The organism is Paractinoplanes tereljensis (assembly GCF_016862435.1).
GTDB lineage: Bacteria > Actinomycetota > Actinomycetes > Mycobacteriales > Micromonosporaceae > Actinoplanes > Actinoplanes tereljensis.
This window is the reverse complement of sequence record NZ_BOMY01000042.1, coordinates 22302-48893: the sequence shown is the minus strand read 5'-3', so window position 1 is coordinate 48893 and position 26592 is coordinate 22302. Positions and strand designations below refer to the sequence as shown.

17 protein-coding genes are annotated in these 26592 nt (G+C 71.8%); 9 read left to right on the top strand and 8 right to left on the bottom strand.

Annotated features, from left to right (window positions below; translation table 11 throughout):
• Positions 1–14: 14 nt before the first annotated feature.
• A complete protein-coding gene (locus tag Ate02nite_RS32595) occupies positions 15–2774 on the bottom strand; it encodes a glycoside hydrolase family 3 protein (protein ID WP_203811713.1) in 2760 nt (919 codons plus the stop codon).
• Positions 2775–2924: 150 nt separating this feature from the next.
• Positions 2925–4139, bottom strand: a complete 1215-nt coding sequence (locus Ate02nite_RS32590) for an ROK family transcriptional regulator (protein WP_203811712.1) — start codon at positions 4137–4139, stop codon at positions 2925–2927.
• 173 nt (positions 4140–4312) lie between these two features.
• On the opposite strand from Ate02nite_RS32590, the gene Ate02nite_RS32585 reads away from it, so the two are divergent.
• Genes Ate02nite_RS32585 through Ate02nite_RS32570 form a run of 4 tightly spaced genes read left to right on the top strand, consistent with a single transcriptional unit; the run spans position 4313 to position 9499 of the window.
• Positions 4313–6007, top strand: a complete 1695-nt coding sequence (locus Ate02nite_RS32585; protein ID WP_203811711.1) for a type 2 periplasmic-binding domain-containing protein — start codon at positions 4313–4315, stop codon at positions 6005–6007.
• Positions 6008–6042: 35 nt separating this feature from the next.
• Positions 6043–6990: an ABC transporter permease gene (locus tag Ate02nite_RS32580; protein ID WP_239147878.1), complete on the top strand. Its 948-nt coding sequence runs from the start codon at positions 6043–6045 to the stop codon at positions 6988–6990.
• Positions 6987–7937 carry a carbohydrate ABC transporter permease gene (locus Ate02nite_RS32575; RefSeq protein ID WP_203811710.1) on the top strand — a complete coding sequence of 317 codons (951 nt, stop codon included), beginning with the start codon at positions 6987–6989 and terminating at the stop codon, positions 7935–7937. Before Ate02nite_RS32580 ends, Ate02nite_RS32575 begins: the two co-directional genes overlap by 4 nt.
• Complete coding sequence (locus tag Ate02nite_RS32570) at positions 7934–9499, top strand: beta-galactosidase (RefSeq protein WP_203811709.1); 1566 nt, start codon at positions 7934–7936, stop codon at positions 9497–9499. Before Ate02nite_RS32575 ends, Ate02nite_RS32570 begins: the two co-directional genes overlap by 4 nt.
• Before the next feature lie 60 nt (positions 9500–9559).
• Here Ate02nite_RS32570 and Ate02nite_RS32565 read toward each other — a convergent pair whose 3' ends face one another.
• Complete coding sequence (locus Ate02nite_RS32565; RefSeq protein WP_203811708.1) at positions 9560–10033, bottom strand: hypothetical protein; 474 nt, start codon at positions 10031–10033, stop codon at positions 9560–9562.
• Between the two features lie 57 nt (positions 10034–10090).
• On the opposite strand from Ate02nite_RS32565, the gene Ate02nite_RS32560 reads away from it, so the two are divergent.
• The 3 genes from Ate02nite_RS32560 (at position 10091) to Ate02nite_RS32550 (ending at position 13580) form a co-directional block, all read left to right on the top strand.
• Positions 10091–10840 (top strand): sulfite exporter TauE/SafE family protein, encoded by a 750-nt coding sequence (locus Ate02nite_RS32560; protein WP_203811707.1) that lies wholly within the window; start codon positions 10091–10093, stop codon positions 10838–10840.
• Between the two features lie 640 nt (positions 10841–11480).
• On the top strand, positions 11481–12449 hold the full coding sequence (locus Ate02nite_RS32555; protein ID WP_203811706.1) for an alpha/beta hydrolase: 969 nt from the start codon (positions 11481–11483) through the stop codon (positions 12447–12449).
• 117 nt (positions 12450–12566) lie between these two features.
• Positions 12567–13580 (top strand): ArsR/SmtB family transcription factor, encoded by a 1014-nt coding sequence (locus tag Ate02nite_RS32550; RefSeq protein ID WP_203811705.1) that lies wholly within the window; start codon positions 12567–12569, stop codon positions 13578–13580.
• Here the strand turns inward: Ate02nite_RS32550 and Ate02nite_RS32545 are convergent.
• Together Ate02nite_RS32545 and Ate02nite_RS32540 are read right to left on the bottom strand one after the other, a co-directional pair.
• Positions 13577–14848: an Nramp family divalent metal transporter gene (locus tag Ate02nite_RS32545; protein WP_203811704.1), complete on the bottom strand. Its 1272-nt coding sequence runs from the start codon at positions 14846–14848 to the stop codon at positions 13577–13579. The genes Ate02nite_RS32550 and Ate02nite_RS32545 overlap by 4 nt on opposite strands.
• Positions 14835–15908 (bottom strand): ferritin-like domain-containing protein, encoded by a 1074-nt coding sequence (locus Ate02nite_RS32540; RefSeq protein ID WP_203811703.1) that lies wholly within the window; start codon positions 15906–15908, stop codon positions 14835–14837. The genes Ate02nite_RS32545 and Ate02nite_RS32540 overlap by 14 nt, the downstream gene beginning before the upstream one ends.
• Before the next feature lie 98 nt (positions 15909–16006).
• On the opposite strand from Ate02nite_RS32540, the gene Ate02nite_RS32535 reads away from it, so the two are divergent.
• Positions 16007–18715 (top strand): PQQ-dependent sugar dehydrogenase, encoded by a 2709-nt coding sequence (locus tag Ate02nite_RS32535; protein ID WP_203811702.1) that lies wholly within the window; start codon positions 16007–16009, stop codon positions 18713–18715.
• On the opposite strand, the gene Ate02nite_RS32530 is transcribed toward Ate02nite_RS32535, so the two are convergent.
• Complete coding sequence (locus Ate02nite_RS32530; protein ID WP_239147877.1) at positions 18712–20238, bottom strand: M4 family metallopeptidase; 1527 nt, start codon at positions 20236–20238, stop codon at positions 18712–18714. The two genes, Ate02nite_RS32535 and Ate02nite_RS32530, sit on opposite strands and share 4 nt — an antisense overlap.
• Positions 20239–20476: 238 nt before the next feature.
• Between Ate02nite_RS32530 and Ate02nite_RS32525 the strand changes: the two genes are divergently transcribed.
• A complete protein-coding gene (locus Ate02nite_RS32525) occupies positions 20477–21271 on the top strand; it encodes a PrsW family intramembrane metalloprotease (RefSeq protein WP_203811701.1) in 795 nt (264 codons plus the stop codon).
• Here Ate02nite_RS32525 and Ate02nite_RS32520 read toward each other — a convergent pair.
• The gene (locus Ate02nite_RS32520) at positions 21226–23892 is read right to left on the bottom strand and encodes a helix-turn-helix transcriptional regulator (RefSeq protein ID WP_203811700.1); all 2667 of its coding nucleotides are present in this window, start codon (positions 23890–23892) and stop codon (positions 21226–21228) included. The two genes, Ate02nite_RS32525 and Ate02nite_RS32520, sit on opposite strands and share 46 nt — an antisense overlap.
• The gene (locus tag Ate02nite_RS32515; RefSeq protein ID WP_239147876.1) at positions 23889–26564 is read right to left on the bottom strand and encodes a helix-turn-helix transcriptional regulator; all 2676 of its coding nucleotides are present in this window, start codon (positions 26562–26564) and stop codon (positions 23889–23891) included. The genes Ate02nite_RS32520 and Ate02nite_RS32515 overlap by 4 nt, the downstream gene beginning before the upstream one ends.
• Positions 26565–26592: the final 28 nt, after the last annotated feature.

The window sequence follows — 26592 nt, the reverse complement described above, 5'->3', positions numbered from 1 at the left end:
GCATGGCCCGGCCGTTACGCCTGGAAGGTGATCTCGGTGATTCGGGTACCGGCATCGAGGATCAGGTAGAGGTCGTGCACCCCGTCGGCCGCCGTGGTGCGCACCGCGGCGGCGCCGGGTGGCACGGTGGCCAGGTCGGCCCCGGCGTACGGATCGTCGAGCCGCAGCACCACCGGCGGGCCGTCGCCGCCGACCGCCACCTCGCGCGCCCCGGTCAGATCGATGCCGGTCAGGCAGCACCAGGCGCCGTCCTCGGCCGCCCGCACCGCCTCGCCGCGCACCGGGTCACCGGTGGCGGCCAGGGTGATCCCGCTGTACTCGTCGTGGTCGACGACCGCGATCGGCCGGGCCAGCGCGGGTCGCGGCCCGATCCGGCTGCCGCGCACCGACAGCGTCGCGGTGAGCCGGATGTCGCTGGCCGACCGCCCCACCATCACCTTGTGCCGGGCCGTCTCGACCACGAACCGGTTCGTGGTGACGTCCCAGAACCGCAGGTCGTCCACGGCCACCTGGAACGAGACGAGCGACGATTGGCCCGGCTGCAGGGTGATCTTCTCGAAGCCGCGGAGCTGGCGCAGCGGCTGCTTCACCCGGGACACCTGCTGGTGGGTGTAGAGCTGCACCACCTCGCTGCCCGGCCGGGTGCCGGTGTTCGTCACCCAGACCGTGACGGTCACGGTGTCGCCCGGCGCGGCCGACGAGTGCGAGACGTCCAGGTTGGAGTAGTCGAAGGTGGCGTAGGACAGCCCGTGCCCGAACGGGTAGAGCGGCGTGCCACGGTAGTACTGATAGGTCGCGTCGTTGGTGATGATGTCGTAATCCAGCAGGTCGGGCAGTTCGCAGGCGCTGCGGTACCAGGTCTGGGTGAGCCTGCCGCCCGGGTCGGCCCGGCCGGTGAGCACGTCGGTGAGCGCCCGGCCGAGCTCCTGGCCGCCGTGCGACATCCAGAGCACCGCCGGCAGATGCACGTCGGCCCACTCCACCGCGTACGGGAAGCTGGAGACCAGCACCAGCCCGGTGTTGCGGTTGGCCGCGTACACCTCGCGCAGCAGCCGGTCCTGGGCCGGCGGCAGCTTCAGGTCGGCCCGGTCCTCGGTCTCCCGGCCGTTGACCAGCGGGTGGTTGCCGACCACGACGAGGACCGCGTCGGCGGTGGCGGCCAGGTCGGCCGCGTCGGCGGCCCCGTCCACCAGGGTTTCCAGGGTGAGCCGGGCGGCTCGCGGGCCGAGGTCGAGCTGGGCGGTCAGCGAGCCCAGGTCGGGGTTGCCGGGGGAGGCGTGGGTGCGCAGCGCCACCGTGCCGTCCGGCCGGCGGTCGAGCCGGAACATCTCCCGCACCACCCACTCGGACGGCCCGTCCGAGTCGGCCACCAGGCCGTTGTCGCCGGCCCGCAGGAACTTCCCGTTCACCGTGGACCGCAGGGTGGCCACGCCGTTGCCCCAGTCGAAAAGATCAAAACCGGAAACTTCGCCGACCAGCCGTACGCCGTCCGAGTCGGCCGCCAGGTAACGGTCGCCGAGCCGCAGCGCGATCCGGTCGACCCCTTCGGTGTGCAGGATCCGGGCGTCGCCGAAGACCTCGGCCAGGCCGTCACGCACGGTGCTTGAGTAGGGGAGCGAGCCGGAGTACCAGTCGGTGTAGTTCTTGGCGGCGTGCGGGCCGACCACCGCCACCGTCCGGTGCCGGGCCGGGTCGAGGGGGAGCAGGCAGCACTCCGACTTGAGCAGGGTGATCGACTCCCGCACGGCCTCCCGCGCCAGTTCCCGGTGCTCCTCGCAGTTGATGACTTCGGCGGTCACACCGGCGTACGGGTTGCTCTCGTCCGGATCGAACTCGCCCAGCCGTACCCGTACGGTCAAAGCCCTTCGGACGGCCCGGTCCACATCGTCCTCGGTGACCAGGCCCCGGCGCATCGCCTCGTCGATCCGTTCGATGGTCACCTCGGAGCGGTCGTCCGCGTCGGTGAAGCTGTCGATGCCGGCCCGCAGCGCGGCCGCGTGGCTCTCCGCGTGGTCCGGGAACCAGGCCTGCTGCTGCGGGTCGGCCAGGTTGCTCGGCGCGTACGCGTCGGAGACCACCAGGATCTCGTCGTCGGTCCAGGTGCGCAGGTCGTCGTTGAGGTAGGGGGTGACGTGCGCGGGCCGGCCGTTGACCAGGTTGTACGACGCCATCACGGCCACCGCCGAGCCGCGCTCGATCGGCAGCCGGAAGGCGGGCAGTTCATATTCGCGGAGCACCCGCGGGCTCAGGTTGCTCGAGCTGGTGCACCGGTCGGTCTCGCTGCTGTAACCGAGGAAGTGCTTGAGGGTCGGCGCGGTCCGCAGCACCCGCGGGTGGTCCCCGGCCAGCCCTCGCGCGTACGCGTCGCCGGTCTGCGCGGTGAGCAGCGGGTCCTCCGCGTACCCCTCTTCGTTGCGCCCCCACCGGGGGTCGCGCAGCGGATTGACCACCGGCGCCCAGACGTTGAGGCCGCAGCGGGTCGGGTCCTTGTGGTGCAGCCCGCGCACCTCGGTGCCGACCGCGGTGCCGACCCGGCCGACCAGGTCGAGGTTCCAGCTGCTGGCCAGGCCGACGGCCTGCGGGAAGACGGTGGCGTCGCCGAGCCAGGCCAGCCCGTGCAGGGCCTCGGTGCCGGTGCGGAACGCGGCGATGCCCAGCCGGTCGACGGCCGGCTGGTGCTGGTGCAGCATCGCCACCTTCTCGGGCAGCGTCAGCCGGCCCAGCAGGTCGTCGACGCGCTCGGCGAGGGGTGCTTCGGGCTGGCGGAAGAGCATGATCACATCCGTTTGGGGCGGGGCCGAAGCGGATGGTCAGTCGAAGCGCTTCGACGGGGGATTGCGCATGTGTCGTACGTGTTTCTGGGAATTGACGAGATGTCTACCGCAGGGCGATCAGGTCAGTCAAGCGAAGATGATCTATAAAGGTCAGAGAGTTGGGAGCGCTCCCGCATCGATCGCGTCCAGCGCCTGGGCCGCACCGCCGGCCGCGGCGGCGCTGGCGTCCAGGGCGGACACGATGATCTGGGTGCCGCCACCGGCCCCGGCCACCGAGCGGGCGACGAGCTCCTGGGAGGCCTCGGGGATGAGCCAGGGCGCGAGCACGGTGAAGTAACCGCCCAGCGCCACGAACTCCGGGTTGATCAAATTCGTCAGCATCGAGATGCCGTGCCCGAGGTATCGCCCGGTGGTGGCCAGCGCCGCCAGCACGTGCGGGTCGCCGGCCTTGGCCAGCCGGTGGATCTCGTCGACGTGCGGGCCGAACTCGGTCGGCGAGACGACCGCCTCCGGCAGGGCCCGGCGGATGACCGCGCCCAGCCCGGCGAGGGACTCGACGCAGCCGCGCCGGCCGCAGGCGCACGGCGGCCCGGTGTCGTCGATCGGCAGGTGGCCGAACTCGCCGGCGAAGCCCCGGCCGCCCCGCAGCAGCCGGCCGTCGCAGATGATGCCGGCCCCGATGCCGGCCCCGCCGGACAGATAGACCAGGTTGGCGGCGCCGCCCTGGCCACCGAAGCGTTGCTCGGCCAGCACCGCGAGGTTGGCGTCATTTTCCACAAGCACCGGATAGGCCGGCTCCTGCAGGGCGCTGAGCAGCGACTTGCGCAGGTCGACCCGGTGCCAGCCGAGGTGCGGCGCCAGCTCGACCACGCCGTCCGGGTCGACCAGGCCGGGCACGCCCACGGTGAGGCCGAGCACCCGGCGCTGTTCGTGCGCCATCTTGGCGATCGCCCGCTTGGCCAGCGCGGCCAGTGAGGCGATCGCCGGGCCGGGGGCGGTGGAGGCGCCGGTGAACGAGCGGCGCCAGGACAGCAGACGCTCGCCGGAGAGGTCCAGGGCCACCGCGGTGAGGTAGTCGGAGTTGACCTCGAGGCCGATCGCCGCGTACGGCGAGCCGTCCAGGACCAGCATCATGGCCGGCCGGCCGATCCGGTTCTCGGTCATCCCGACCTCGCGCACGAGCCGGCGCTCGATCAGGTCGGTGACGAGGCTCGACACGGTCGCCTTGTTGAGGCCGGTGGTGCCGGCGATGTCGGCGCGCGAGCAGGGCGCGTTGCTCCGCAGATGACGCAGCACGACCGCCAGGTTGGTCGCGCGGACGTCCGCGAAGTCCGACCGCTGCGGCCCGCCGTCCTTGGTGAACACCAATAGTCCCTGCCCCCGGTCCCATCCCGTCGCCGCCCATCATGCCGCACCCCCGCCGGGGGTTGTGAGGTCGGATGCCAGCGGCTACTTTGTTTGTTTATCGACCCAACTAAAGTTTATCGATGTCTGCTCCGCCAAGGCAAACATTTTGAATCCCGGAAGGGAGTGAAGATATGAACCCTCTCGATGGCCTCCGTGCTGACCGTCGCCGGTTCCTGGAGCTGGCCGGTCTCGGCGCGATCGCATTCGCGGGGAGCGGCCTGCTCGCCGGCTGTGGTGACGCCAAAACCACCAACGGCCCGGGCACCACGGGCAAGGACCAGCTGAAGGCGCTGCTGCCCAGCTACGTCGAGGCGTCCAACGCCATCAAGCCGGACATCGCCAGCGTCCAGGGCTCGAACGGCTTCTTCTCCGACGCGGTTTTCCTCGCCTACCCGGCCAGCCCGGTCACCACCGCGACCGGCATCCCGGGCAAGGGCGGCACCTACGTCGCCACCACCCCGCTGTGGGGCGCCATCCCCGGCACCAGCGGAAACTCGTACTACGAGGCGGTCAACAAGGCCCTCGGGGCGAACGTCAAGATCCAGCCGTCGGACGGCACCAACTACGAGAAGGTGCTGCCCACCCTGTTCGCCGGCGACAAGCTGCCGGACTGGATCCAGATCCCCAGCTGGAACATGCCGAAGCTGGGCTTCGCCGACGCCGTCGGCAAGTTCGCCGACCTCGGCCCCTACCTGTCCGGCGACCTGGTCAAGGCGTACCCGAACCTGGCCGCCATCCCGACCTCGGCCTGGCAGTGCTGCATCTGGAACGGCAAGCTCTACGGCCTGCCGGTCTACTACGGCGGCGCCACCTTCAACGGGATGCCGTTCTACCGCAAGGACATCTTCGACAAGGCCGGCATCAACGCCGACGAGATCGACAGCCCGGACAAGCTGGCCGCGCTCGGCAAGGAGCTGACCAACGCCAACGCCGGTCAGTGGGCCTTCGGCGACATGTACGGCTACATCAACCACATGTTCAAGTTCCCGGCCGACCCCAACCGCTGGACCATCGACGCCGACGGCAAGATCCTGCACCGGTACGAGACGCCCGGTCACCTAGAGGCTCTCAACTGGCAGAACAAGCTGGCCACGGCCGGTTACATCCACCCCGACGCGCTGGCCGACAAGTCGCAGGACGCCAAGCAGCGGTTCTGGAGCGGCAAAGAGGTCATCTCCGGCGACGGTCCGGGCGCGTGGACCGGTGACGACTCCAGCTCCGGCAAGGCGGCCAACCCGACCTACAACCGGCAGGCCTTCAAGATCTTCGCGGCCGACGGCAAGCCCGAGGTGCTGATGAACCCCAGCGCCGGCATGTACAGCTTCCTGAACGGCAAGCTCAGCGCCGACCAGATCAAGGAAGCCCTGGCCATCGCCAACTACCTGGCCGCGCCGTACGGCTCGGCCGAGTGGCTGACCATCAACTTCGGCGTCGACGGCGTCGACTACAAGATGACCGACGGCAACCCGGTGCTGACCGAGAAGGGCAGCAAGGAGGTCGCCACCACCTACCAGTTCCTGATCACGCCGCTCACCCCGACCACGGTCAAGGGCGGCGACGTCCAGGCCACCAAGGACTACGCGGCCTGGCAGGGCGACATGGTCAAGTACGCGGTCAAGCCCGCCTTCTACGGCATGAACGTCACCGAGCCGGCCCAGTACGCCAAGCTCGTGCAGCCGATGGAGGACACCATCAAGGACGTCCGCTACGGCCGCAAGCCGGTCTCCGCCTACGAGGAGGCGCTGAAGTCCTGGAAGGCCCAGGGCGGTGACCAGCTGCGGGCGTTCTACGAGGACATCCGGCAGAAGTACGGCACCGGCCAGTGAGCACAGCTACACCCGAGGCGCCTCCCGTCCCCGCGGTGCGGGACGGGGGGCGTGTCCAGAAGCGCACCCTTCGCCGGGCCGACCGGCGGCGGCGCTTCCTGCGCGACCGCTCGCTGCTGCTCATGGTCATCCCGGCCGTGGTGCTGCTGCTCATCTTCAACTACGCGCCGATGTTCGGTACGGCCACCGCGTTCCAGAACTACAGCATCTACGCCGGCTTCATGCACAGCCCGTGGAGCGGCCTGGAAACCTTCCGGTCGATGTTCGCCGACCCGCTGTTCTGGCAGTCGCTGGAGAACACCCTGGTGCTCAGCCTGGTGCAGCTGCTGCTGTTCTTCCCGATCCCGATCGCCCTGGCGCTGCTGCTGAACTCGGTGATGAACAACCGGGTCCGCACCATCGTGCAGTCGGTGGTCTACCTGCCGCACTTCTTCTCCTGGGTCCTCGCGGTCACCATCTTCCAGGAGATGCTCGGCGGGGCGGGCGCGCTCAACCAGGCGCTGCGCCAGCACGGTTACGCCACCTGGGACATCATGACCAACCCGGACGCCTTCAAGTTCCTGGTCACCGCGCAGGTGGTCTGGAAGGAGGCGGGCTGGGGCATCATCGTCTTCCTGGCCGCGCTGGCCGCCATCGACCAGAACCTGTACGAGGCGTCGGCGGTGGACGGGGCCGGCCGGTGGCGCCGGATGTGGCACATCACGCTGCCCGGCATCCGCAGCATCGTGGTGCTGATGCTCGTGCTGCGCCTGGGCAACACACTCACCGTGGGCTTCGAGCAGATGCTCATCCAGCGCGGTGCGGTCGGCCGGGACGCCTCCGAGGTGCTCGACACGTACGCCTATTACTACGGCGTGGTGAACGCGAACTTCAGCCTCGGCGCCGCGGCATCGCTGTTCAAGGGCGTACTGTCGCTGATCCTGATTTTGGCCGCCAACAAGATCGCGCACCTGGTGGGCGAGGACGGGTTGTACCGGAAATGACCACGACAACCGCGACCGACCTGGCCGAGCAGAAGGTCCGGGCCCCGAGCAACCGGCCCAGCTGGGAGGAACCGCCCACCGCCGCCGGCCAGACCGGCAAGGGCGCGGTCCTGATCTTCACCGTGGCGGTGGTGATCGTGCCACTGTGGATGGTGGTGATCACCAGCCTGTCGCCGCAGGGCGCGGTCAACCAGGCGAGCGGCATGGTGCTGGTGCCGCACGGCATCACCACCGCCGCCTACCAGCAGATCTTCACCAACCAGCTGATCATGCACTCGCTGCTGGTCAGCCTGGCGGTCACGCTGATCGGCACGGCCATCTCGATGGTGGTGACGATCCTCTGCGCCTACGGTTTGTCGCGCCCAGGTTCGTACGCGCATCGGCCGATTTTGATGTTGCTGGTTGTCACCATGTTCTTCAGCGGTGGCCTGATCCCGTCGTTCCTGGTGGTGACCGCGCTCGGCGGCTACGACAGTTACTGGTCGATGGTCCTGCCCAGCGCGGTGTCGGTCTTCAACATCCTGGTGATGCGCGGCTTCTTCGCCGGTACCGCCCAGGAGCTGATCGACGCGGCCGCGATCGACGGCGCCAGCGAGTGGCGCACGCTGTGGTCGGTGGTGCTGCCCACCTCGCGGGCGGTGGTCGCGGTGATCGCGCTGTTCTACGGCGTCGGTTACTGGAACACCTTCTTCAACGCGCTGCTCTACCTGCCGGACAATCAGAAGTGGCCGCTGCAGATGGTCATCTACACGTACACCCTGCAGGGCAACTCGATGCCCGGCACCGGCGTGACCAACACCGGTCAATACTTCGGCCATCAGCAGATCGCGCCACTGGCCATCCAGATGGCCGTCGTGACGCTCACCCTGATCCCGATCCTGCTGATCTATCCGTTCGTGCAGCGCCACTTCACCAAGGGCATGCTGCTCGGAGCCATCAAGGGATGATCCATTTCGGCGGCGACTACAACCCGGAGCAGTGGCCCGAATCGGTCTGGGCCTCCGACATCGAGCTGATGCTCGAGGCCGGGGTCAACCTGGTCACCGTCGGGGTGTTCAGCTGGTCGCGCCTGGAACCCCGGCCCGGCGAGTTCGATTTCGGCTGGCTCGACCAGGTGCTCGACCTGCTGCACGCCGCCGGGATCGGGGTCTGCCTGGCCACCCCGACGGCTTCGCCGCCTCCTTGGTTCACCCGCCAAAACCCCCATTCCATGCCGATCAACCGAGATGGCGTACGGCTGACGCACGGTTCCCGCGACACCTATTGCGTCAACGCCCCGGCCTACCAGGCTGCGTGTCTGTCCATTGTGGGGGAGCTGGCCGCGCGCTACTCCCCGCAGTTGTGGCACGTCCACAACGAGTACGGCACGACCTGCTACTGCGATTTCTGCGCGGCGGCCTTCCGCCGCTGGCTCTCCGCCCGGTACGGCGACGAGGCGACCCTCAACGACGTGTGGAGCACGGATTTCTGGTCCCAGCGGGTGACCTCGTGGGAGGAGGTGCTGCCGCCGCGCGCCACCCAGTACCTCGGCAATCCCGCCCACCTGCTCGATTACCGCCGGTTCGTCTCCGACGCGATGCTGGAGCACTACCGGTCGCAGCGCGCCCTGCTCTCCGGCGCGCCGGTCACCACCAACTTCGCGCTCGGCGGCTGGGTGCCGGTCGACCATGCCCGCTGGTCCCGCGAGGTCGACATCGTGGCGATCGACGACTACCCGGCCACGCTTTCCGACCGGGCCTTCGCCGCCGACCTGGCCCGTGGCTGGGCCCGGGACGGCCGCTGGATGCTGATGGAACACGCGCCCTCCGCTTCGGCGCGGGCCGTCGCCGAGCCCTACCTCGCGCGGGGTGCCTCGGGCATCTGCTACTTCCAGTGGCGGGCCAGCCGGGGCGGCGCCGAGCAGTGGCACCCGGCGATGGTGCCGCACGAGGGCCCGGACAGCCCGGTCTTCCGCGAGATCGCCGCGCTGGGCGCTGCGCTGCGGGACCGGTCGCCGGTCACGGTGACGGCGACGATCGCGCTGCTCTACGACGAAGAAACGATGTGGGCCTTGCAGGCGCCGCACCTGCCGGCCCGCGAGCTCGACTACGACGCGACCGTCCGCCGCTGGCACCGCGCCCTCGACGGCCCGATCGACGTCCTGCCGCCGACCGCCCCGCTGGCCGGCTACGACCTGGTCGTGGTGCCGAGCCTCTACCTGATGCCGGCCGACGTCCACCGGGCGTTGCGCGACTACGTGCGCGACGGCGGCACGCTGGTGCTGACCGCCGGCAGCGGCCAGGTCGACGAGCACTGCCGGGTAACCCCGGGCGCCCTGGATGACCTGATCGGCGCCCGCCCGCTGGACGTAACCGCCGACGTCCTGGAGAACCGCTACGGCGCAGGCACCGTGTTCTACACGACCGCCGCCGACCCGGCCCCAACCCTCGCCGCCGCCGCAGTGCAGGCCCGAGGCGCTACGGCTCAGCCTCTCGGCGGCCCGGCCCAGGCTGTTGGCGGCACGGTTTAGGCCGTTGACGGGCGCGGCCCAGACTGTTGGCGGCGCGGCCCAGACTGTTGGCGGCGCGGTTTAGGCTTTCGGGGCCACCGCGAAGCTCATTCCCGGCGCCGCCGCGTCCGGGGTGCAGCGCAGCGTGTAGGTGCCGGCCGCCGGAGCAGTGAAGGCGTCCGTCCAGGTGTAGACGGCGTCATCCTCCTCCTTGGCGGTGTAGGTGACCGTGCCGTCCGGCACCGACATCGGCACGGCGTTGCCGCCGCTGCCGGAGACCGCGCAGCGGTTCGCCCCGACGGCCGGGAAGCCGGTCGCCCAGATCGCGTAGTCCCCGGCGGCCGGAATCTCGACCGTGCCGGGCAGGGCGTAGGAGCCGGGAAAGTGGACATCGAGGAACCGCGGCGCCGCGGCAGGCTGGGAACAGGCGGCGAGCCCGAGCGCCACCAGCGCGGCGGCCGCCAGCCCGAGCGCCACCCGCACGGCGGCGGCCAGCCTGAACACCACCCGCGAGGAGGCGGCCAGCCGCCGGGCCGTGCCACCCGATGTGAGCATCCACCCATGATCGCGCGGCCCCGCCACCCCCGGATCCGGCGTCGGTACGGTGACCGGGTGCGCCTGAGCGATGCTTCTCTGCTGGTGCTCGGCGGTGTCGGTGGGGGCCTGACCGGTTCGATGGCCGGTCTCGCCTCGCTGGCGAGTTACCCGGCGCTGCTGGCGGTCGGCCTGGCGCCGGTAGCCGCCAACGTCACCAACACCGTGGCGCTGCTGTCCAACACCGTCGGCACCGCGGCCGGGGCAAGGCCGGAGCTGCGCGGCCACGGCCGGCGGCTGGCGAGGCTGTCCGCGGTGGCCGGGGCAGGCGGCCTGGCCGGGGCGGTGCTGCTGCTGGCCACCCCGTCGTCGGCGTTCGAGCGCATCGTGCCGGTGCTGGTAGCCCTGGGCGCGGCCCTGCTACTGCTCCGCGACCAGCTGCGCCGCTGGGCCGGCCACCGAACAATGCCGGCCCCGATCCTGCTCGGCGCGGTCTTCGTGGTCGGCGTGTACGGCGGCTATTTCGGCGCGGCGGCCGGCGTACTCATGCTCGCGATCCTGTCGGTAGCCGCGACCGAACCGCTCCCGGTGACCAACGCGATCAAGAGCATCGCCCTGGGCGCCGCGAATCTGGCGGCAGCCGTGATCTACGCCGTGGTAGCCCCGGTGAACTGGGTAGCGGCCGGCCTGATGGCAATCGGCTGCCTCTTCGGCAGCTGGCTGGGCCCACACCTGGTCCGCCGCACCCCGGAGCGCCCGCTGCGAGTGGCGATCGCCGTGGCGTCCCTGGGCCTGGCGGCCTACCTGTGGTGGCGCGCCGACCACTAGGCCCCGAGAATCAAACCCTTTGCCGGTACGGGCGACGCCGTAGACAACCGCAATTCCCCCCGACCGCCGCCACCGCGCGGCCACCGTGCAACACCGGCAAGTGCCGCGCCTCTCGCGCAACCGGACACCCACCTCAGCGAGCTTTGCTCTGCGCACCCATACGCGCAGCAGCGCGTATGGGTGAGCAGAGCAAACTGTCGAACGGGCTGGTGTTTGTCCTGGTCGGCGGGGTGAGGCGGCGCCTGCTGGCGGGCAGCAGGGCGGCCACGAGGCCGAGGCAGAGCAGGGGTGGGGTTGGGGTCTTGGGCCGGGACCGCCCGGGGCGGGCGCGCGGAGGGTGAGCTGCACCTACCGGGACCGAGTGCTACGGGACTGGGGTGGCGCGTACCGGAAAGGGATTTGCTCTTTTCGCGCAAAAGTGGCTATCTGTGAGGAAACTGTCCCCTCGCGGGCGGGCGGTTTCCTGGGAAGCCGGCGCGCGTCGATCGCTGCGGCGAGTGCGGGACGCCGGACCTTGAACGCGGACGGTGTCGAGCCGCACGACCTGCGCAAAGGCTGCCCGGCGGGCGGGTCGGGGCTTATACCGTCAGGGATGGCCGGCCGGCCTCTCGGAAAGCCGGCCTCTCGGAAAGGTGGGCCGATGCCTGGAATCACCGATGGGCTCGATCCGGAGCTCGCTGCCGCGTTCGCCGCCCTGCCCAAGGCGGCCAACGGCACCCTGGTCGACCTCTCCGACATCCCGGCGCTGCGGGCGGCCGGGGCCCGGCTGCCGGTGAACCCGCCTGACCCTCGGGTGACGATCGACGCCGTGCGTATCAAACGGGACGACGGGACCGAGCTCGAAGTGGTCCTGTACCGGCCGGCCGGCGCTGACCAGGTGCGGCCCGCGCTGCTCTGGTTCCACGCCGGGGCTCAGGTACTCGGCGACAACGCCCGCGACGACGACGCCTACCACACCGCGCTGGCTCTGGACCTGGACTGCGTGCTGGCCGCCGTGGTCTACCGGCTCGCCCCGGAGACCCCGGCGCCGGGCGCCGCCGAGGACGGCTATCTCGCCTACACCCACCTCGTCGCGCACGCCGCCGAGCACCGGATCGACCCGGCCCGGATCGGGCTGGCCGGAGCCAGCGGCGGCGGGGCGCCGTCCACCGCCACCGCGCTCATGGTGCGCGACCGGAACGACCCGCGGCCGCGCCTGCTGGGCCTGCTCTACCCGATGCTCGACGACCGGCTGGAGACGCCGTCCAGCTTCGAGATCACCGCCGAGGTGGTCCTCTCCCGGCCGGACATCCAGCTCGCCTGGGCCGCCGTGCTCGGCGACCGGGTCGGCAAGGACGTGCATCCGTACAGCGCGCCCGGCCGGGCCACCGACCTGTCCGACCTGCCGGACACCTTCGTCGCGGTCGCCCAGTTCGACGTGCTGCGCGACGAGGGCATCGAGTTCGCCCGCAGCCTGAACGCGGCCGGTGTCCCGGCCGACCTGCACCTGTACGCCCGCGCCTTCCACGCCTGGGACCGCTTCGCCCCGGCCTCGGCCCTGACCCGCGCGTCCGAGGTGACCTGGCACGACTTCCTGCGCCGCAATCTGCACAAGCCGCAATCTGCATAGGCCGTAGGCCGCGGCGGCCCCCCGTTTGATTCGCCGCGGCCCGGTTTGATCCTTTGACACGCGGGTGCCGGGCGGCAACGACATTCCACTGTGGCTAAAACAGGGCACGATGGATGGGTGCTGCGGATTCACTTCACGGTCGCCGATGCGATGAAGGTGCGGGTGGTGGTCCTCGGTGCGTTCGCCGAGCTGCTGGAGAGCTTCGGGAAGCTGACCGGGCCCGGCGACGGCCGGCTGTTCGGTCGCTGGCGGGCCCGGACCGTCGCGCAGGCCCGGGCACTCTCGCCCGACGTGCGGGAGCTGGCCCGGTTCATCGTGCCGCCGACCCACGGGATGGCCGACCTGTTCACCGTGGTCGGCCCCACCGACGAATACACCGAGGCGGTGGAACGTCTGGTGGCGAGCCCGGCCGAGGCGCTGCGGGCCGAACTGGGTTACGCCCCGCTGATCGGCGGCCCCCGGTCGGGCTGGATCGCCGACTTCGCCGACGGCGGCCGGGTGGCCCGGCAGCGGATGACCGGTGCCCTCGACGGCTATCACGAGGTGGCGATCGCGCCGTACTGGCCGCGGATCCGGGCCGTCCTGGAGAACGAGCGCACCACCCGGCTCGGCATCATGGCCCGCGACGGGCTCGGCGCCATGTTGGAAGGTCTCGCTCCGCCGCTGCTGCGCTGGTCACCGCCGGTGCTGGAGATGCCGAAGTACCACCCGTCGTCCCTCGAGAAGAACACCGACATCTACCTCGAGGGGCGCGGGCTGGTGGTGGTCCCGTCGCTGTTCGCCGCGGCCGATCCGGGCGTCTTCACGCCTTGGGGCGACGGTCCGGTGCAGCTGATCTACCAGGTGCCGCTGGACGCGCCGACCGCGCTGCGCCTGTGGCGCGACCCCGGCACCCCGGACGACCGGGCGGTGTCCACCCTGCTCGGCACCACCCGGGCCGCCGCGCTGCGGGTGGTGGCGGGCGGGTGCACGACCTCCGAGCTGGCCCGCCGGCTCAACATCTCGCCCGGCGGCGCCAGCCAGCACGCGACAGTGCTGCGCGAGTCCGGCCTGATCATCAGCCGGCGGCACCGCAACACCATGCGGCACACCATCACCCGGCTCGGCCTCGACCTGCTGAACAGCGCTTAGCCGCCCAGCCAGCTCGCGGCCTGCTGACCGAGGAACACGATGTTGAGGCCGCTGAGCAGGGCCACCACCGCGGTCATCGCGATCGTCATCTTCACCGTGTTGACGTGTTCGCCCATCACGCTGCGCCGGCTGGTCAGCCAGACCAGCGCCCCGAGTGCGAACGGGATGCCGAACGACAGGGTCACCTGACTGAACACCAGGGCCTGGGTGAGGTCGATACCGGACATCAGGAGCAGGATCGCGGGCGTCATGGTGATCGCCCGGCGGAGCCACAACGGGATCCGCAGGTTCAGGAAGCCGTCCATGATGATCTGTCCGGCGGCGGTGCCGACGCTCGACGAGGAGATGCCGGACGCGAGCAGGGCCGCGGCGAACGCGAGTGCGGCGGCGCCGCCGACCATCTGGCCGAGATCGCGGTGCACCTCGTCGAGGGTCACCGCGGGGGTGCCTGCCCCGTGGTAGAACAGCTTGGCCGCGATGGCGAGCATGCTCAGGTTGACCAGCCCGGCGATGCCCATCGCGATCCCGATGTCGAGCCGGGCGAAGGCCAGCAGCCGGTGCGGACTCACCGGGCCGGACCGGCCGACCCGGCTGCTCATCAGCCCGGAGTGCAGATAGATGGCGTGCGGCATGACCGTCGCGCCGATGATGCCGACCGCGAACAGCAGCGTGTTCTCCCCGCTGAAGGTCGGCAGCAGCCCGGTCACCACCCCGCCGGACGACGGCGGCACCGCGATGGTCATGTAGAGGAAGCCGGCGCAGATCAGCGCGAGCAACGCGCCGATGGCCAGTTCGAACGGGCGGTGCCCACGCCGCTGGAAGCCCAGGATGACGAAGGCCAGAACCGCGGTGACCACGGCGGCCACCGGCAGCGACATGCCGAAGAGCAGATTCAGGCCGATGGCGGCGCCGACGAATTCGGCCAGATCGGTGGCCATGGCCACGACCTCGGCCTGCGCCCACATCGCCCAGCGGGCGCGCTTGGGCATTCTCTCCCGGCAGAGTTGCGGCAGGCTGCGGCCGGTGACGATGCCGAGCTTCGCGGCCAGGTATTGAATGGGCATGGCCACCAGGTTCGCCAGCACGACGACCCAGACGAGCCGATAGCCGGTGCTGGAACCACCGGCGAAATTGGTGGCGAAGTTACCGGGGTCGAGATAGGCGATTGCGGCCACGAAGGCCGGCCCCAGCGCGGTAGCGGCCCGGATCTTGCCCGGAACTCCGGGCGCGAAAACGACCGCTACCGGGGCTGCCTCAGCCGCTGACATGCACCTCGCCGTTCACGCCCTGGGGGTAGAAGCCGCCCTTGCTGACCTGGCCCGGGTTGAGGTAGACGATGTTCAGCACGTGCCCCGGCGTACGGCCGAAGGCAATGCCGTTGTTGTCGGTGGGGTTGATGTTCGCCTCGCCGAAATTGGTGATGCCCTGGTCGTCCAGCGGCGGACCGTCCAGCATGTTCCGGGCGGCGGACAGTTTCTTGACCGGCCCGGACATGCCCTTTTCGAAGAGCGATGTCCGAATGGTGGCCGCGTGATAGGCCTCGACGGCCAGAATTCCGGCGGCCGCCCCCAGATAGGTCTTGTTGGTGATCAGCGGGGCCGCGCCCTTGTAGGCCGTCACGCCGACATCCTCGAAAAGGAACGCCGCGAGGAGGAAGTTGTTCTCATTGGCGTACGGGTCGAAAGTGTCCATTTCGCCGATCAGCCCGGCCGCGCGGGCGGCCGCGGTGAAGCTGTCCCGAATGTCGATCTTCGGCCGGGACACCGCGGCACTGCCGAGTGCCTTACGCAGGAAGGCCACGTGGGCCTTCTCGTCGGCGGCGATCTCCTTGGCGTACTGCTTGATGATCGGGCTCTGGAACGGCACCTCGTATCCGCCGGTGACGCCGCCGCGCGTGCCCTTGCCGGTGGTCCAGCTGTCCGGAAGGCCCTCACCGGTGACCGCGTGCAGGTAGAACTCGGCCTCCAGATATTCCAGGTTCAGCGCGAAGTTCAGTACCGCCCCGTCACTCGGGGCCGCCGCGGCGGCTTCCGCCACTTCGGTCGCGGCCGGCTGGGCGAGGCTGGCCTTGCCGATGGCGCTCGCCCCGACCACGCCCAGACCGAGCGCACCCGCGCTCTGCAGAAATCGGCGGCGGTCCGTCGCATTTTCCGCACTGCGCTCAATCATGTTTTTCACAAGTTTTTTGCCGAACACGCGGAACTCCTCGGTTTGCGGAAGCCATTTGTCAGGACGCCCGGGAGAATTCGAAATCGGCGGTCCTGCCCCGTCTTGGACCGTAACCGTCCACCAGAATTTGCGAGCTAGAACCGGAAAGGCCGGTCGCATTCCCACCGGACCCCGGGGTGCCATTGCGCCCCAGGGGCCCGCCTGACGGTCAGGCACGCGACAGTCACCACCCCGACCGGCGTGCGACGTTGTCCACCATGCACCGTCGACTGTGGTTGATCGTCGTCGTCCTCCTTCTCCCACTTCTGGTCGTGCCGTCCTCGGCTGAAGCCGCGGTCACCGCCCTTGCCAAGGTCAACTTTCAGCCGGCCGCCGGTGCGATCCCCAGCGGCTACACCGCCGACACCGGCGCGGCCTTCTCGGCCACCACCGGTTCGGGCTGGGTGCAACAGGGCACCGCGACCCCGCTCGACCTCACCCGCAACACCCGAGACCGGGCCCGCACCGGCGTCGACCCGCGCCTCAACACGTTGATCCACCTGCAGTACGGCGACGTCGGCGGCACCAACGGCGTGCTGACCGCGGGCGCCTGGGAGTACACCGTCGCGGCCGGGACCTACCAGGTCACCGTGTCGGTCGGCGACCAGGCGCCGTACGACAGCCGGCACACCGTCAACGTCGAGGGCATCCGGGCGGTCGACGGCTTCGTGTCCACCGCCGCCGCCGAATATCGGCAGGCCACCGTCACCGTCGTGGTCACCGACGGGCGGCTCACCGTCGACGCGGCCGGCGGCACCAACACCAAGCTGAACTACGTCGAGATCAGCCGGGTCACCGCCGACTTCGCACTGAAGGTCGACTTCTCCGACGCCGCCACCGCGCCGGCCGCCGGGTACGTCCGCGACTCCGGCGGCGCCTACACCGCCGCCCGCGGCTACGGCTGGGTCGACCTCGGCGAGGGCACCCCGGTCGACCTCACCGGCAACGGCCGCAACCGCAACCCGGCCGCCGGGCAGGCCGACCCGCGGCTGGCCACCTTCGTGCACGCGCAACTGCCGGCCGGGTCGGCCGGCGTGGTCACGCCCGGGCGCTGGGAGGCCGCCGTTCCGGCCGGCCTCTACACCGTCACGGTCGCGGTGGGCGACGCGGGCACGGCCGTCGACAGCGACAACTGGGTCAGCATCGAGGACCAGAACGCGATCGCCGCGTTCCGGCCGACGGCATCCACCAAGTTCGCCACCGCCACCCGCACGGTCCGGGTGACCGACGGCAAGCTGACGATCAGCCCGGCCGGCGGCACCAACACGAAATTCGCCTACGCCGACATCGACGAGGTGGCGGGCGGCACCACGATCCCGGCCGTGCGCACCAGCACGCCGGCCAACGGCAGCACCGGCGTCTCGCTGACGACGAGCATTGTGGAGGATCTGGTCCTGCCGAACGGCGGCGTCCGCACCGCCTCGCTGACCAGCTCGACGGTCACCCTGGCCCGGCTCGACAACGGCACGGCGGTCCCGGCCACCGTGATCACCAGCGGCGGCGGCGACGTCATCAACCTCTCGCCGACCGCGCCACTGGCCGCCGGCACGGCCTACCGCTTCACCGTGACCGGCGGCGTCACCGACGTGACCGGCAAACCGTTCGCGCCGTACTCGATCGTCTTCACCACCGGCAGCGGCGGCGGGACCGGCGGCCCGGTGGCGTTCGACAAGGTGGTCGGGGTGGCCACCGGCGCGTCGTTCACCACCGTGGTCAAGGGACCGGACGGCCGGCTCTACGCGGGCACCCTCGACGGCCGGATCTTCCGCTTCCCGATCAACCCCGACGGCACGCTCGGCGCGGCGACGATCATCAGCACGGTACGGGCGAACGCCACCGCCCTCGGGCTACCGGGTGCTCCGGCCCGCACCGTGATCGGGATGGCCTTCGATCCGGCGTCGACCGCGGCCGCGCCGATCCTCTGGGTCACCGACAACTACGAGTTCGTCGGGCCGCTGGACGTACCCGACTGGTCCGGCCGGATCGGCCGGCTCTCCGGCACCGACCTGGCGACCTACACCTCGGTGGTGGTCAACCTGCCGCGCTCGGTGAAGGACCACGAGACCAACTCTCTGGCCTTCGGCCCGGACGGCGCGCTCTACCTGTCGCAGGGGGCCAACAACGCGATGGGCGGCGCCGACTCCACCTGGGGCAACCGCCCGGAACGCCTGCTCAGCGCGGCCGTCCTGCGCCTCGACCCGGCGCGCCTGCCGGCCACGCTGCCGCTCAACGTCAAAACCGAAGAGGGCGGAACCTATGACCCGTACGCCGTGAGCGCCCCGCTGACGCTGTACGCCACCGGCGTACGCAATGCGTTTGATCTGGTTTGGCATCGGAACGGTCATCTCTATGCGCCGACCAACGGCTCGGCCGCGGGTGGCAACACCCCGGCCACCCCGGCCACGCTGCCCGCGGCGTGTGCGCGCCGCGGTTACAGCGGGCCGGTGGTGCCGGGGCTGACCGGCGTGCCGACCGCCGAGACCGACTACGTCTTCGACGTCGAAGCGGGCCGCTACTACGGCCATCCCAACCCGCAGCGCTGCGAATGGGTGCTGGCCGGCGGCAACCCGACGGCCGGCAGCGATCCGTACGAGGTGGGCGCCTACCCGGCCGGCACCCTGCCGGACGTCAACTTCGACCTGGCCGGAACGTACGACGCGGGCCTGCACGCCTCGGCCAACGGCGCGATCGAGTACCGCGGCGGCGCCCTGGACGGCAAGTTGCTGGTGGTCCGCTACTCGGCCGGCCAGGACATCGAGACCTTCGACGTGGCTGCTTCTGGCAGCCTTTCCAATCGGACGACCGGCATCACCGGCCTGACCGGCTTCAGCCAGCCGCTCGACGTCACCGAGGACCAGACCACCGGCTACCTGTACGTGACCGAGCTGGGCGCCTCCCGCATCACCCTGCTAAAACCTCGGGTCTAGGCCGTACAGGCCGGCTCTCCGTTCTGAGCCGGCACCGCAACCGCGTCCCAGGCGGCCTTGACCGTGTCGAACTCGGCGCAACTGCCCGCGAACAGGGTCTTGGCCGCCTGCAACGTCAGCACCCGGTACTGCGGGTAGGAGGAGTTGGAGTTCTTCAGCAGCATCGCGTTGAACATGATCTTCATGGCGTTCTCGATGCCCAGCCCGGTCACCGTGCTGTTGTTGCAGGTCGGGCTGGCACCCTGACCGTTGCCGTCGGTGCCCTGCGACAGCAGGAAGAACCAGTGGTTGCCCGGCCCGGCCGCCGCGTGCACCTCGTCCCGCTCGGTCTGCGCCGAGAAGCAGTTGTCGGCGCCGAGCGACGACGGGTCCCGCATGTCGCGGATCGGCCCGTCACCGACCAGGTCGACTTCCTCGCCGACGGTGAAGTCGGGCTTGTCGTTCGGACTGTTGATGAACGCCTCGGTGGCCGCGCCGATGGTGTCCGCGACGAACTCCGAGGTGTTGCCGCCGGAGATGCCGCCGGGCGTGGTGGCGTCGATGGCGTGCCCCAGCTCGTGACCGACCACGTCGGCCGAGCCGAGGAACTCCTGCCGGGTGTTGAAGCCGATCTGCACCTGGCGGCCGTCGAAGAACGCGTTCTGCTCCTGCAGGCCGACCCGCAGCGGGAACGAGCCGCCCTGGCCGTCCTGACCGTCCCGGTCGAGCCACTGGGCCAGCATCTCGTTCTGCTTCTGGGCCACGAAGAAAGCGTCGACGCAGCCGGTCTCCCGGTCGGTACCGTCGCCGTTGCCGAACGTGTTGTCCTGGCTGGTGAACGTGCGGTTGTCGGCCGCGTCCTGGCACACCAGCCGGTCGATCCGCGGGTCCTGCAACGCCGACCCGACGTTCTCGAACTGAACATCGCCGTAGATGGCGCCCTGCCCGGCGGCGACCGCCTCGGTGATGTGCTCGGTGCGGCTCAGCACCTGCCCGGTCCGGGCGTCGACCACCACGGTGAGCCGGCTCAGGCCGTCGGCGCCGGTGCCGTCCACGGTGGCCGACCAGGCCAGCCGGGCGGTCGCGCCGGTCGCGTCGACCACCAGCGTGGTGTCCTCGACGTCGGTCACCGTGGTGAGCTGCGCCTTCGCGATCCGGGTCGCCTTGGCGGCGGTCAGCTTCGGGGTCACCGACAGCTCGCCGATCGCGGCCGACTGCGCCACCGAGGTGTAGATCGCCTGTCCGGCCGCGTCGGTCTGCACGACCAGGTCACCGCCGAGGACCGCCACGCCCTTGTAGGTGCGGGCGTACGGCACGTAGTTGAGGCTGCGGTAGCTGAGCACCGCCTGCTGCTGGAAGGCGTCGTACTGACCGGCGTGCAAAGCCTGCGGACGGCTCGCGACGACCCTGGCCGCTGTGCTCCGGGCCAGGTCGACCGGGTCGGCCGTCTGTTCGGCCGAGGCCGAATGCGAGAGTACGGCCATCGTCAGGGACCCTGCCGTGGCGGTCGCCAGCACGACGATCAGGGGAATCTTCCGTTTCAAGGCGGTGCTCCGTTCCCCGCCCTCCGTGGGGAGAGAGCAGGATCGGAGCCCGGCGGCGGGCGATTTCCACCGGGCTGATCAGGCGCCAACGGTAGACATCGATGACCCTCAACGACCATGAAGATTGCCTTAAGTCCGGACACTACGGCGGGGTGGTCAGTCGACCGACCGATGACCGTGGGTCCGGGCGCGGGCACGATGGCGGCAAGCGGCACCACCAGATCAGCGGAGGTAAGTCATGCGGGAACGGATCCGGCGCTCGGGATGGGTGGCGGTGCTGGTCGTCGGCCTGGGGCTGTACTTCCTGGTGCTGCACACGCTCGTGCACACCCAGAACCCGAACTTCGTGCCGGCGCTGATCCTGCTCGGCGCGGCCGTGGTGCCGTCCGCGTTCCTCACCTTCGCCCAGGCCCGCACCGGGCGCTGGCAGGTGCCGGCGTCGGTGCTGGTGGTGACCGCGTTCTTCGGCGGCGTGATCGGCGTGGTGGTGGCCGGCACCCTGGAGTACGACGCGTTGCGTGACCTCGGCACGCTGCCGATGGTGGTGGTCGCGCTGATCGAGGAGAGCGCGAAGCTGATCGTCCCGGTGGTGCTGCTGTGCGTGCTGGCGGTCCGGCACGGCCGGCGGCTGCCGTCCGACGGCCTGGTCATCGGCATCGCCAGCGGCCTCGGCTTCGCCGCGCTGGAGACCATGGGGTACGCCTTCACCGCGCTGCTCTCGTCCAACGGCAACATCGGGGCCGTCGAGGAGACCCTGTTCATCCGTGGCCTGTCCGCGCCGGCCGCGCACACCGCCTGGACCGGTCTGACCTGCGGTGCCCTCTGGATGATGGCGAGCGCGCCGAGCGTGCGGCATCTGTTCGTCTTCCTCGGCACCTTCGCCGGCGCGGTCGCCCTGCACGCCGCCTGGGACACGTTCGGCAACGTCTGGGCGTACCTGGTGCTGGCCGTGCTCAGCCTGGGCTGGCTGCTGCTGATGCTGCGGCACTACCGCGCGTTCGGCGCGGAACCGGCATCGACGTCCCGGAGCTGATGGCGGCCGCGGATCGCCAGTTTGGCGTACACGCTGTGCAGGTGGGCGCCGACCGTGCGGGCCGAGATGAACAGCTGCTCGGCGATCTCCCGGTTCCGCAGCCCTCGCGCGGCCAGCATCGCCACCTGGCGCTCCTGCGCGGTCAGCACGGCGAGCCGGGCACTGCCCACCGGGCCGTCGTGCCGACCGCTGGCCCGCAGCTCCCGGTCGGCCAGCCCGGCCGCGTGCACCGCCCCGAGCCGCCGGAAGTCGGCCGCCGCCGGGGCCAGCACCGACCGGGCGTCGCGCGGGCGCCGGGCCCGGCGCAGCCACTCGCCGTAGTGCAGCCGGGCCATCGCCCGCTCGTACGGCCATTCCTGCCCGGCCGGATCGACGGTGGCCAGCCGGAAGTGGTGTTCGGCCCGGTCGCCGTCGAGCAGCAGGGCCTCGCCCAGGTGCAGCAGCAGCCGCATCCGGGCGCTCGGCTCGGCCCCGGCGTCCAGCCGGACCCGGTCCAGGATGCCGCGCACCTCATCCCGCCGGCCGTTGCGGGCGGCGGCGGCCGCGAGCTCGGCGACCGACCGGCCGGCCAGATAGGTCTGCAGCGCCCGGCCGTCCCGGTCGAACATGGACCGCAGATGCCGGTAGGCGTTGTCGTAGTCACCGCCGGCCGCGGCCGCGAGGGCGGCGGCCCGCAGCAGCCGTACGTGGGTGGACCGGTGCTGCTGCATGTCGAGTCGCCGCCAGGTGCGCCGGGCCAGCTCCAGGGCCTTCTCGCCGTCGCCGCGCAGGGCGTGCAACTGGGCCCGCAGCGCGTCCAGGTTGGCGTCGTAGACCGGCAACCCGAGCGGGCCGACCTCGGTCGCGTACCGCTCGGCCAGCCCCCACTCGCCGGTGTCGACCAGGGCGCTGATCAGCACCGGGATGGTCTCGATGCCGGACAGTGAGGACCGGGGCGCCCGCTCCTCGCGCAGCGCGGCCCGCAGCAGGTCGACGGCGAGCCGGGACCGGTCCTCGTACCCGGCGATGGTGCCGATGATGTTGAGGTGGTGCCGGACCGGCGGGTCGATCGGGATGCCCGGCCGCGGCACCACCACGGCATCGCACAGGGCCCGCCCGGGATGCGACCCCGGATCCATGATCAGCCGGACGAAGATGGCGTTGGCCGCGTCCGGGGCCGGTTCCGCCGCCGCCAGCATCGGCGCCAGGCCGAGGCGGTGTTCCTCGTGGCCGGAGATGGCGGCGACGGCGGCCGCGAGCCCGGCCACGGTCAGCGCGATCGGCCGGTCGGTGGTCGCGCCGGCCCGGCGGGCCGCCGAGACCAGGTTGTACGCCTCGGTCTGCCGGCCGGAGCGGGACAGCGCGGTGGCGGCGGTGTGCGCGGCCCGGATGATCAGATCCGGGTCGGCGGTCAGCCGGCGCACGGTGGTGTAGAGATCCACGGCCCAGTCGGTGGCGCCGAGATTGCGGGCGTCGGTGGCCGCCTGGGCGTACCGCCGGGCGGCCGTCTCCGGCTGCGGGGTGCGCCCGGCCGCCTGTTCCATCGCAGACGTCGCCTCGAACAGCGCGTGCCGGCCGCGGAACGTCCCGGCCGCCGCCTCCAGGTCGGCCGCGATCGCCTCGCCCCGGTCGGTCGCGGCGGCGGCGAGGTGCAGGGCCCGCCATTCCGGCGCGTCCGCGAACGCGACCGCGAGATCGCGGTGCGCGGCCCGGCGGGCGTGGGCGGGCGCTTCCCGGTACGCCGCCTCGGCCGCCAGCGGGTGCGTGAAGCGCACCCGGTCGCCGTCGCGGACCACGATCCCGGCCCGCTCGGCGGCGGTCCACGCGCTGCCGGGCACGCCCGCGGCCGACCGGACCAGTTCGGCGTCGGCGGGCGGGGTGGCGGCGGCCAGGTGTAACAGCAGGCGGCGGCAGGCCGCCGGGAGAAGACCGATCTCGGACGCGTACGCCGACCACAGGCCGCCGGGCCGGGGCGTGCCGGCACTCAGCTCGACGATGGCGGCCGGGTTGCCGGCCGCCCGGCGCAGGATCTCCACCCAGTCGCGCCCGGTGACCGGGCCGTCCTGGGCGTCGAGGAGCCGGACCGCGTCGTCCGGCCCGAGCGGCCGCACCTCGTGCACCGGCAGCCCGGTGAGCGCGGCCGGGATCCGGCCCGCCCGCCCGGCCAGCAGCACGGCCGGCACCACCGCGGCCAGCTCGGCCAGCAGTTCGGCGCCGCCCGGCGTGAGCTGCTGCACGTCGTCCGCGACAAGCAGGCCGTACCCGGTCAGGGCGGCGGACAGCGCCCGGCGCAGCACCGGTTCGGCCGGCACCGGGTCGTCACTCAGCCCGAGGAACGCGAATGCGGCCCGGCCCAGCCCACCGGGCAGCCCCGGCAGCTCGTGGCGCACCGCCAGCAGCAGCTGCCGCAGCAGGTCGTCGCCGGTCGTGTGCACCACCAGGACCCGATGGTCGCCCTGCTCGCGGGCCAGCTGCAGACCGGCGGCCAGCAGCCGGGACTTGCCGGCCCCGCGGTCGCCGGTGAGCAGCAGCGCCCGGTGGCCGGGCGCGGGCCGCAGCCAGTCGGCCAGCCGGGCCAGGTCGTCGTCGCGGCCGACCAGATCGGCGGCCTGCTCGAGGACCGCCCCGGCCGGGGTGGTCACCGCCGGCTCCCGGCGGCCCGGTCACCCAGCAGTTCCCGCAGCTGGTGCCGGTTGCCGACGCTCAGCTGCGGATAGATGTCGTAGAGGTGCGAGCCGACCGTGCGCGGCGACAGGGTGAGCCGGTCGGCGATCTCCCGGTTGGTCAGCCCGGTGGCGGCCAGCCGGGCGATCATCTGCTTCTGCGGGGTGAGCGCCGCGAAGGCACCCTCGGGAACCCCGGCGGCCGGCAGGTATTTGCCGGCCTGCTCGGCGTGGGCGCCGGCCCCGAGCCGCAGGAACGTGTCGAGGGCGGCCATCAGGTGCGGCCGGGCGTCGAGGAGCCGTCGCTGCCGCCGCAGCCACAGCGCGTAGCTGAACTCGGCCTCGGCGAACTCCAGCGGCCAGCGCATCGCCCGGTCCCGGTCGCCGACCGCAGCCCGGAAGTGCTCCTCGGCCCGGTCGCCGTCGTCGAGCAGCGCGGCCGCGTGGGCCAGCAGCAGCACCATCCGCGAGGTCGGCGCGGCGCCGGCTTGCTCCCGGCAACGATGGAGGATCCGGGTGGCCTCGGCGGTCCGGCCGGTGCGCACGGCGGTCAGCGCGAGCTGGGGCAGCGACCGGGGGCCGAGGACGTAGTGCACCGGCTCGCCGGCCGCGTCGAACAGGGCCCGGAACTGTCGGTACGCGGCCGGGTGATCGCCGGCCGCCAGCGCGGTGAGCCCGGCCGCCCGCCGGCGCAGGCTCTCCACGAAGGCGTTGCCGGGAGCGAGCGGCGGCGCGTCGGCCGGCTCCGGCCGGTCGTTCCGGAGCACGATCAGGATGTCCCGCAGGGCCGGCAGGGCACCGCGCAGCAGGGTGATGTTCCCGGCCGCGGCCAGCTGCCCGGCCTCGTCGATGACCGACTGCGCCTCGGCCCATCGCCCGCCGTCGATCAGCGCGGTGATCAGCAGCGGCAGCCGGGCGACCAGGGAGCCGGGCGCGCCGGCCCGCTGCTGGGCCTGGAACACCGCGGACAGCTCGGCGGCGGCGCGGGCCGAGTCGTCGCGCAGCCAGGCGACCGTGCCGGTGAACAGCATCCGGGCCACCTCGGTCAGCCCGGTCATGGCGGTCCCGTCCGGTTCTTCGTCGCAGCCCCGGAACCCGTCCGGGTCGGCGATGGCCATAACCGAGGCCCGGGCGTACGGGTTGGCCGCCCGCGGAATCATCGCCTCGCCCAGCCCGGCCGAGTCGTCGCCGACCAGGTCCAGCAGCGCGGGCAGTTGCCGCCGCTGGCCGGCGTCACCGGACAGCAGGGCCGCGGTGGCGGCGACCGCGACCACGGTCATCGCGACCTGCCCGTCGCCGGGTCGGCGCAGGACGGCCGCCCGGGTCAGCTCGAACGCCCGGGCCGGCTCACCCGAGTGACACAGCGCCAGGCCGGCCCCGCCCGCCGCCGCACCCAGGATGTCCGGGTCACCGGTGACCGCGGCCGCCCGCTCGTACAGCTCGACCGCCCAGCGCGGGTCGCCGGACCGGTAGGCGGCGAAGACCGCGCGGGCGTAGCGCCGGGCCGCGTCGGCCGGCCCGGGACTGCCCTCGGCGGCGGCCTGCAACGCCCGCGCCTCGGCGTAGTAGTCGGCGTGCCGGCGGGCCAGCTCGGCGGTCTCGTCCAGGGCGGCGGCGATCGTCTCGTCGGTCCGGTCGGTGCCCGCCGCGCGATGCCAGGCCCGGTGATGCGGATCGTCGGTGCGGGCGGCCAGGTTGCCGTGCGCCGACGCCACGTCACCGGCCGCGGCCGCCAGCCGGATCAGGGGATGCCGGAACCGGACCCGGCCGTCGACGATGCCGACCAGCCCGGCGTGCTCGGCCGGGAGCCAGTCGCGCAGGTCGTCGGCGCCGCCGGCGGCCCGGGTGACGGTGCCGGCCGGTTCGGAGTCGGCCGCGATCGCCGCGTGCAGCAGCAGCCGGCGGGTGACGGCGGGCAGCGCCTCGACCCGGCGGGTGAACTCGCCGGGCACCTCGGCCACCGGATCGGCCAGCCGGAGCAGGGCGAGCGGGTTGCCGCCGGCCCGGCGCAGGATGTCCCGGCGAGCCGGTCCGGGTCCGGCGGCCGGCCGGGTGTCGAGCAGCCGGGCCGCCGCGTCGTCGGGCAGCGGCGCCAGGTGGTAGGGAGCGATCTCCGGGCCGATCTCGGCCGGCAGCCCGGCCGGGCGGGCCGCCAGCAGCAGCACGAAACGCTCGGCCGAGGCGTGCCGCACCAGCTGGGTCAGCAGCCGCAGCGATCCGCGGTCGGCCCGGTGCGCGTCGTCCACCAGCAGCATCAGCGGGGCCCGCTCGGTCAGCCGGTCGAGCACCAGCAGCACCGCGGTGAGCAGCGCCCGCTCGTCGGCCGGGTCGATCGGCTGTCCGGCGTTGAGCGCGAGCAGGATCCGGCGGGGCCGGCCGGTGGTCTCCACCCGGGCCGCCGCGACCAGCCGGCGGAGCAGCCCGAAGGGCCGGACGGGACCGGCCGGCGGGGCGATGACCCGGTAACCGCGGCCGCGGGCGTGCGCCGCCGCGGCGGCCAGGAGGGCGGTCTTGCCGAGACCGGCGTCGCCGAGCAGGAGCACCGCGACCGGCCGGCTGGCGGCCGTGTCGACGACGGCGGTCAGGTCGGCCAGCTCCCGGTCCCGGCAGATCAGCATGCCCAATTCGATCATCGAAAGTGAGCCGTGCACCACGAAGAAGGCACGCAGAAAGAACTGC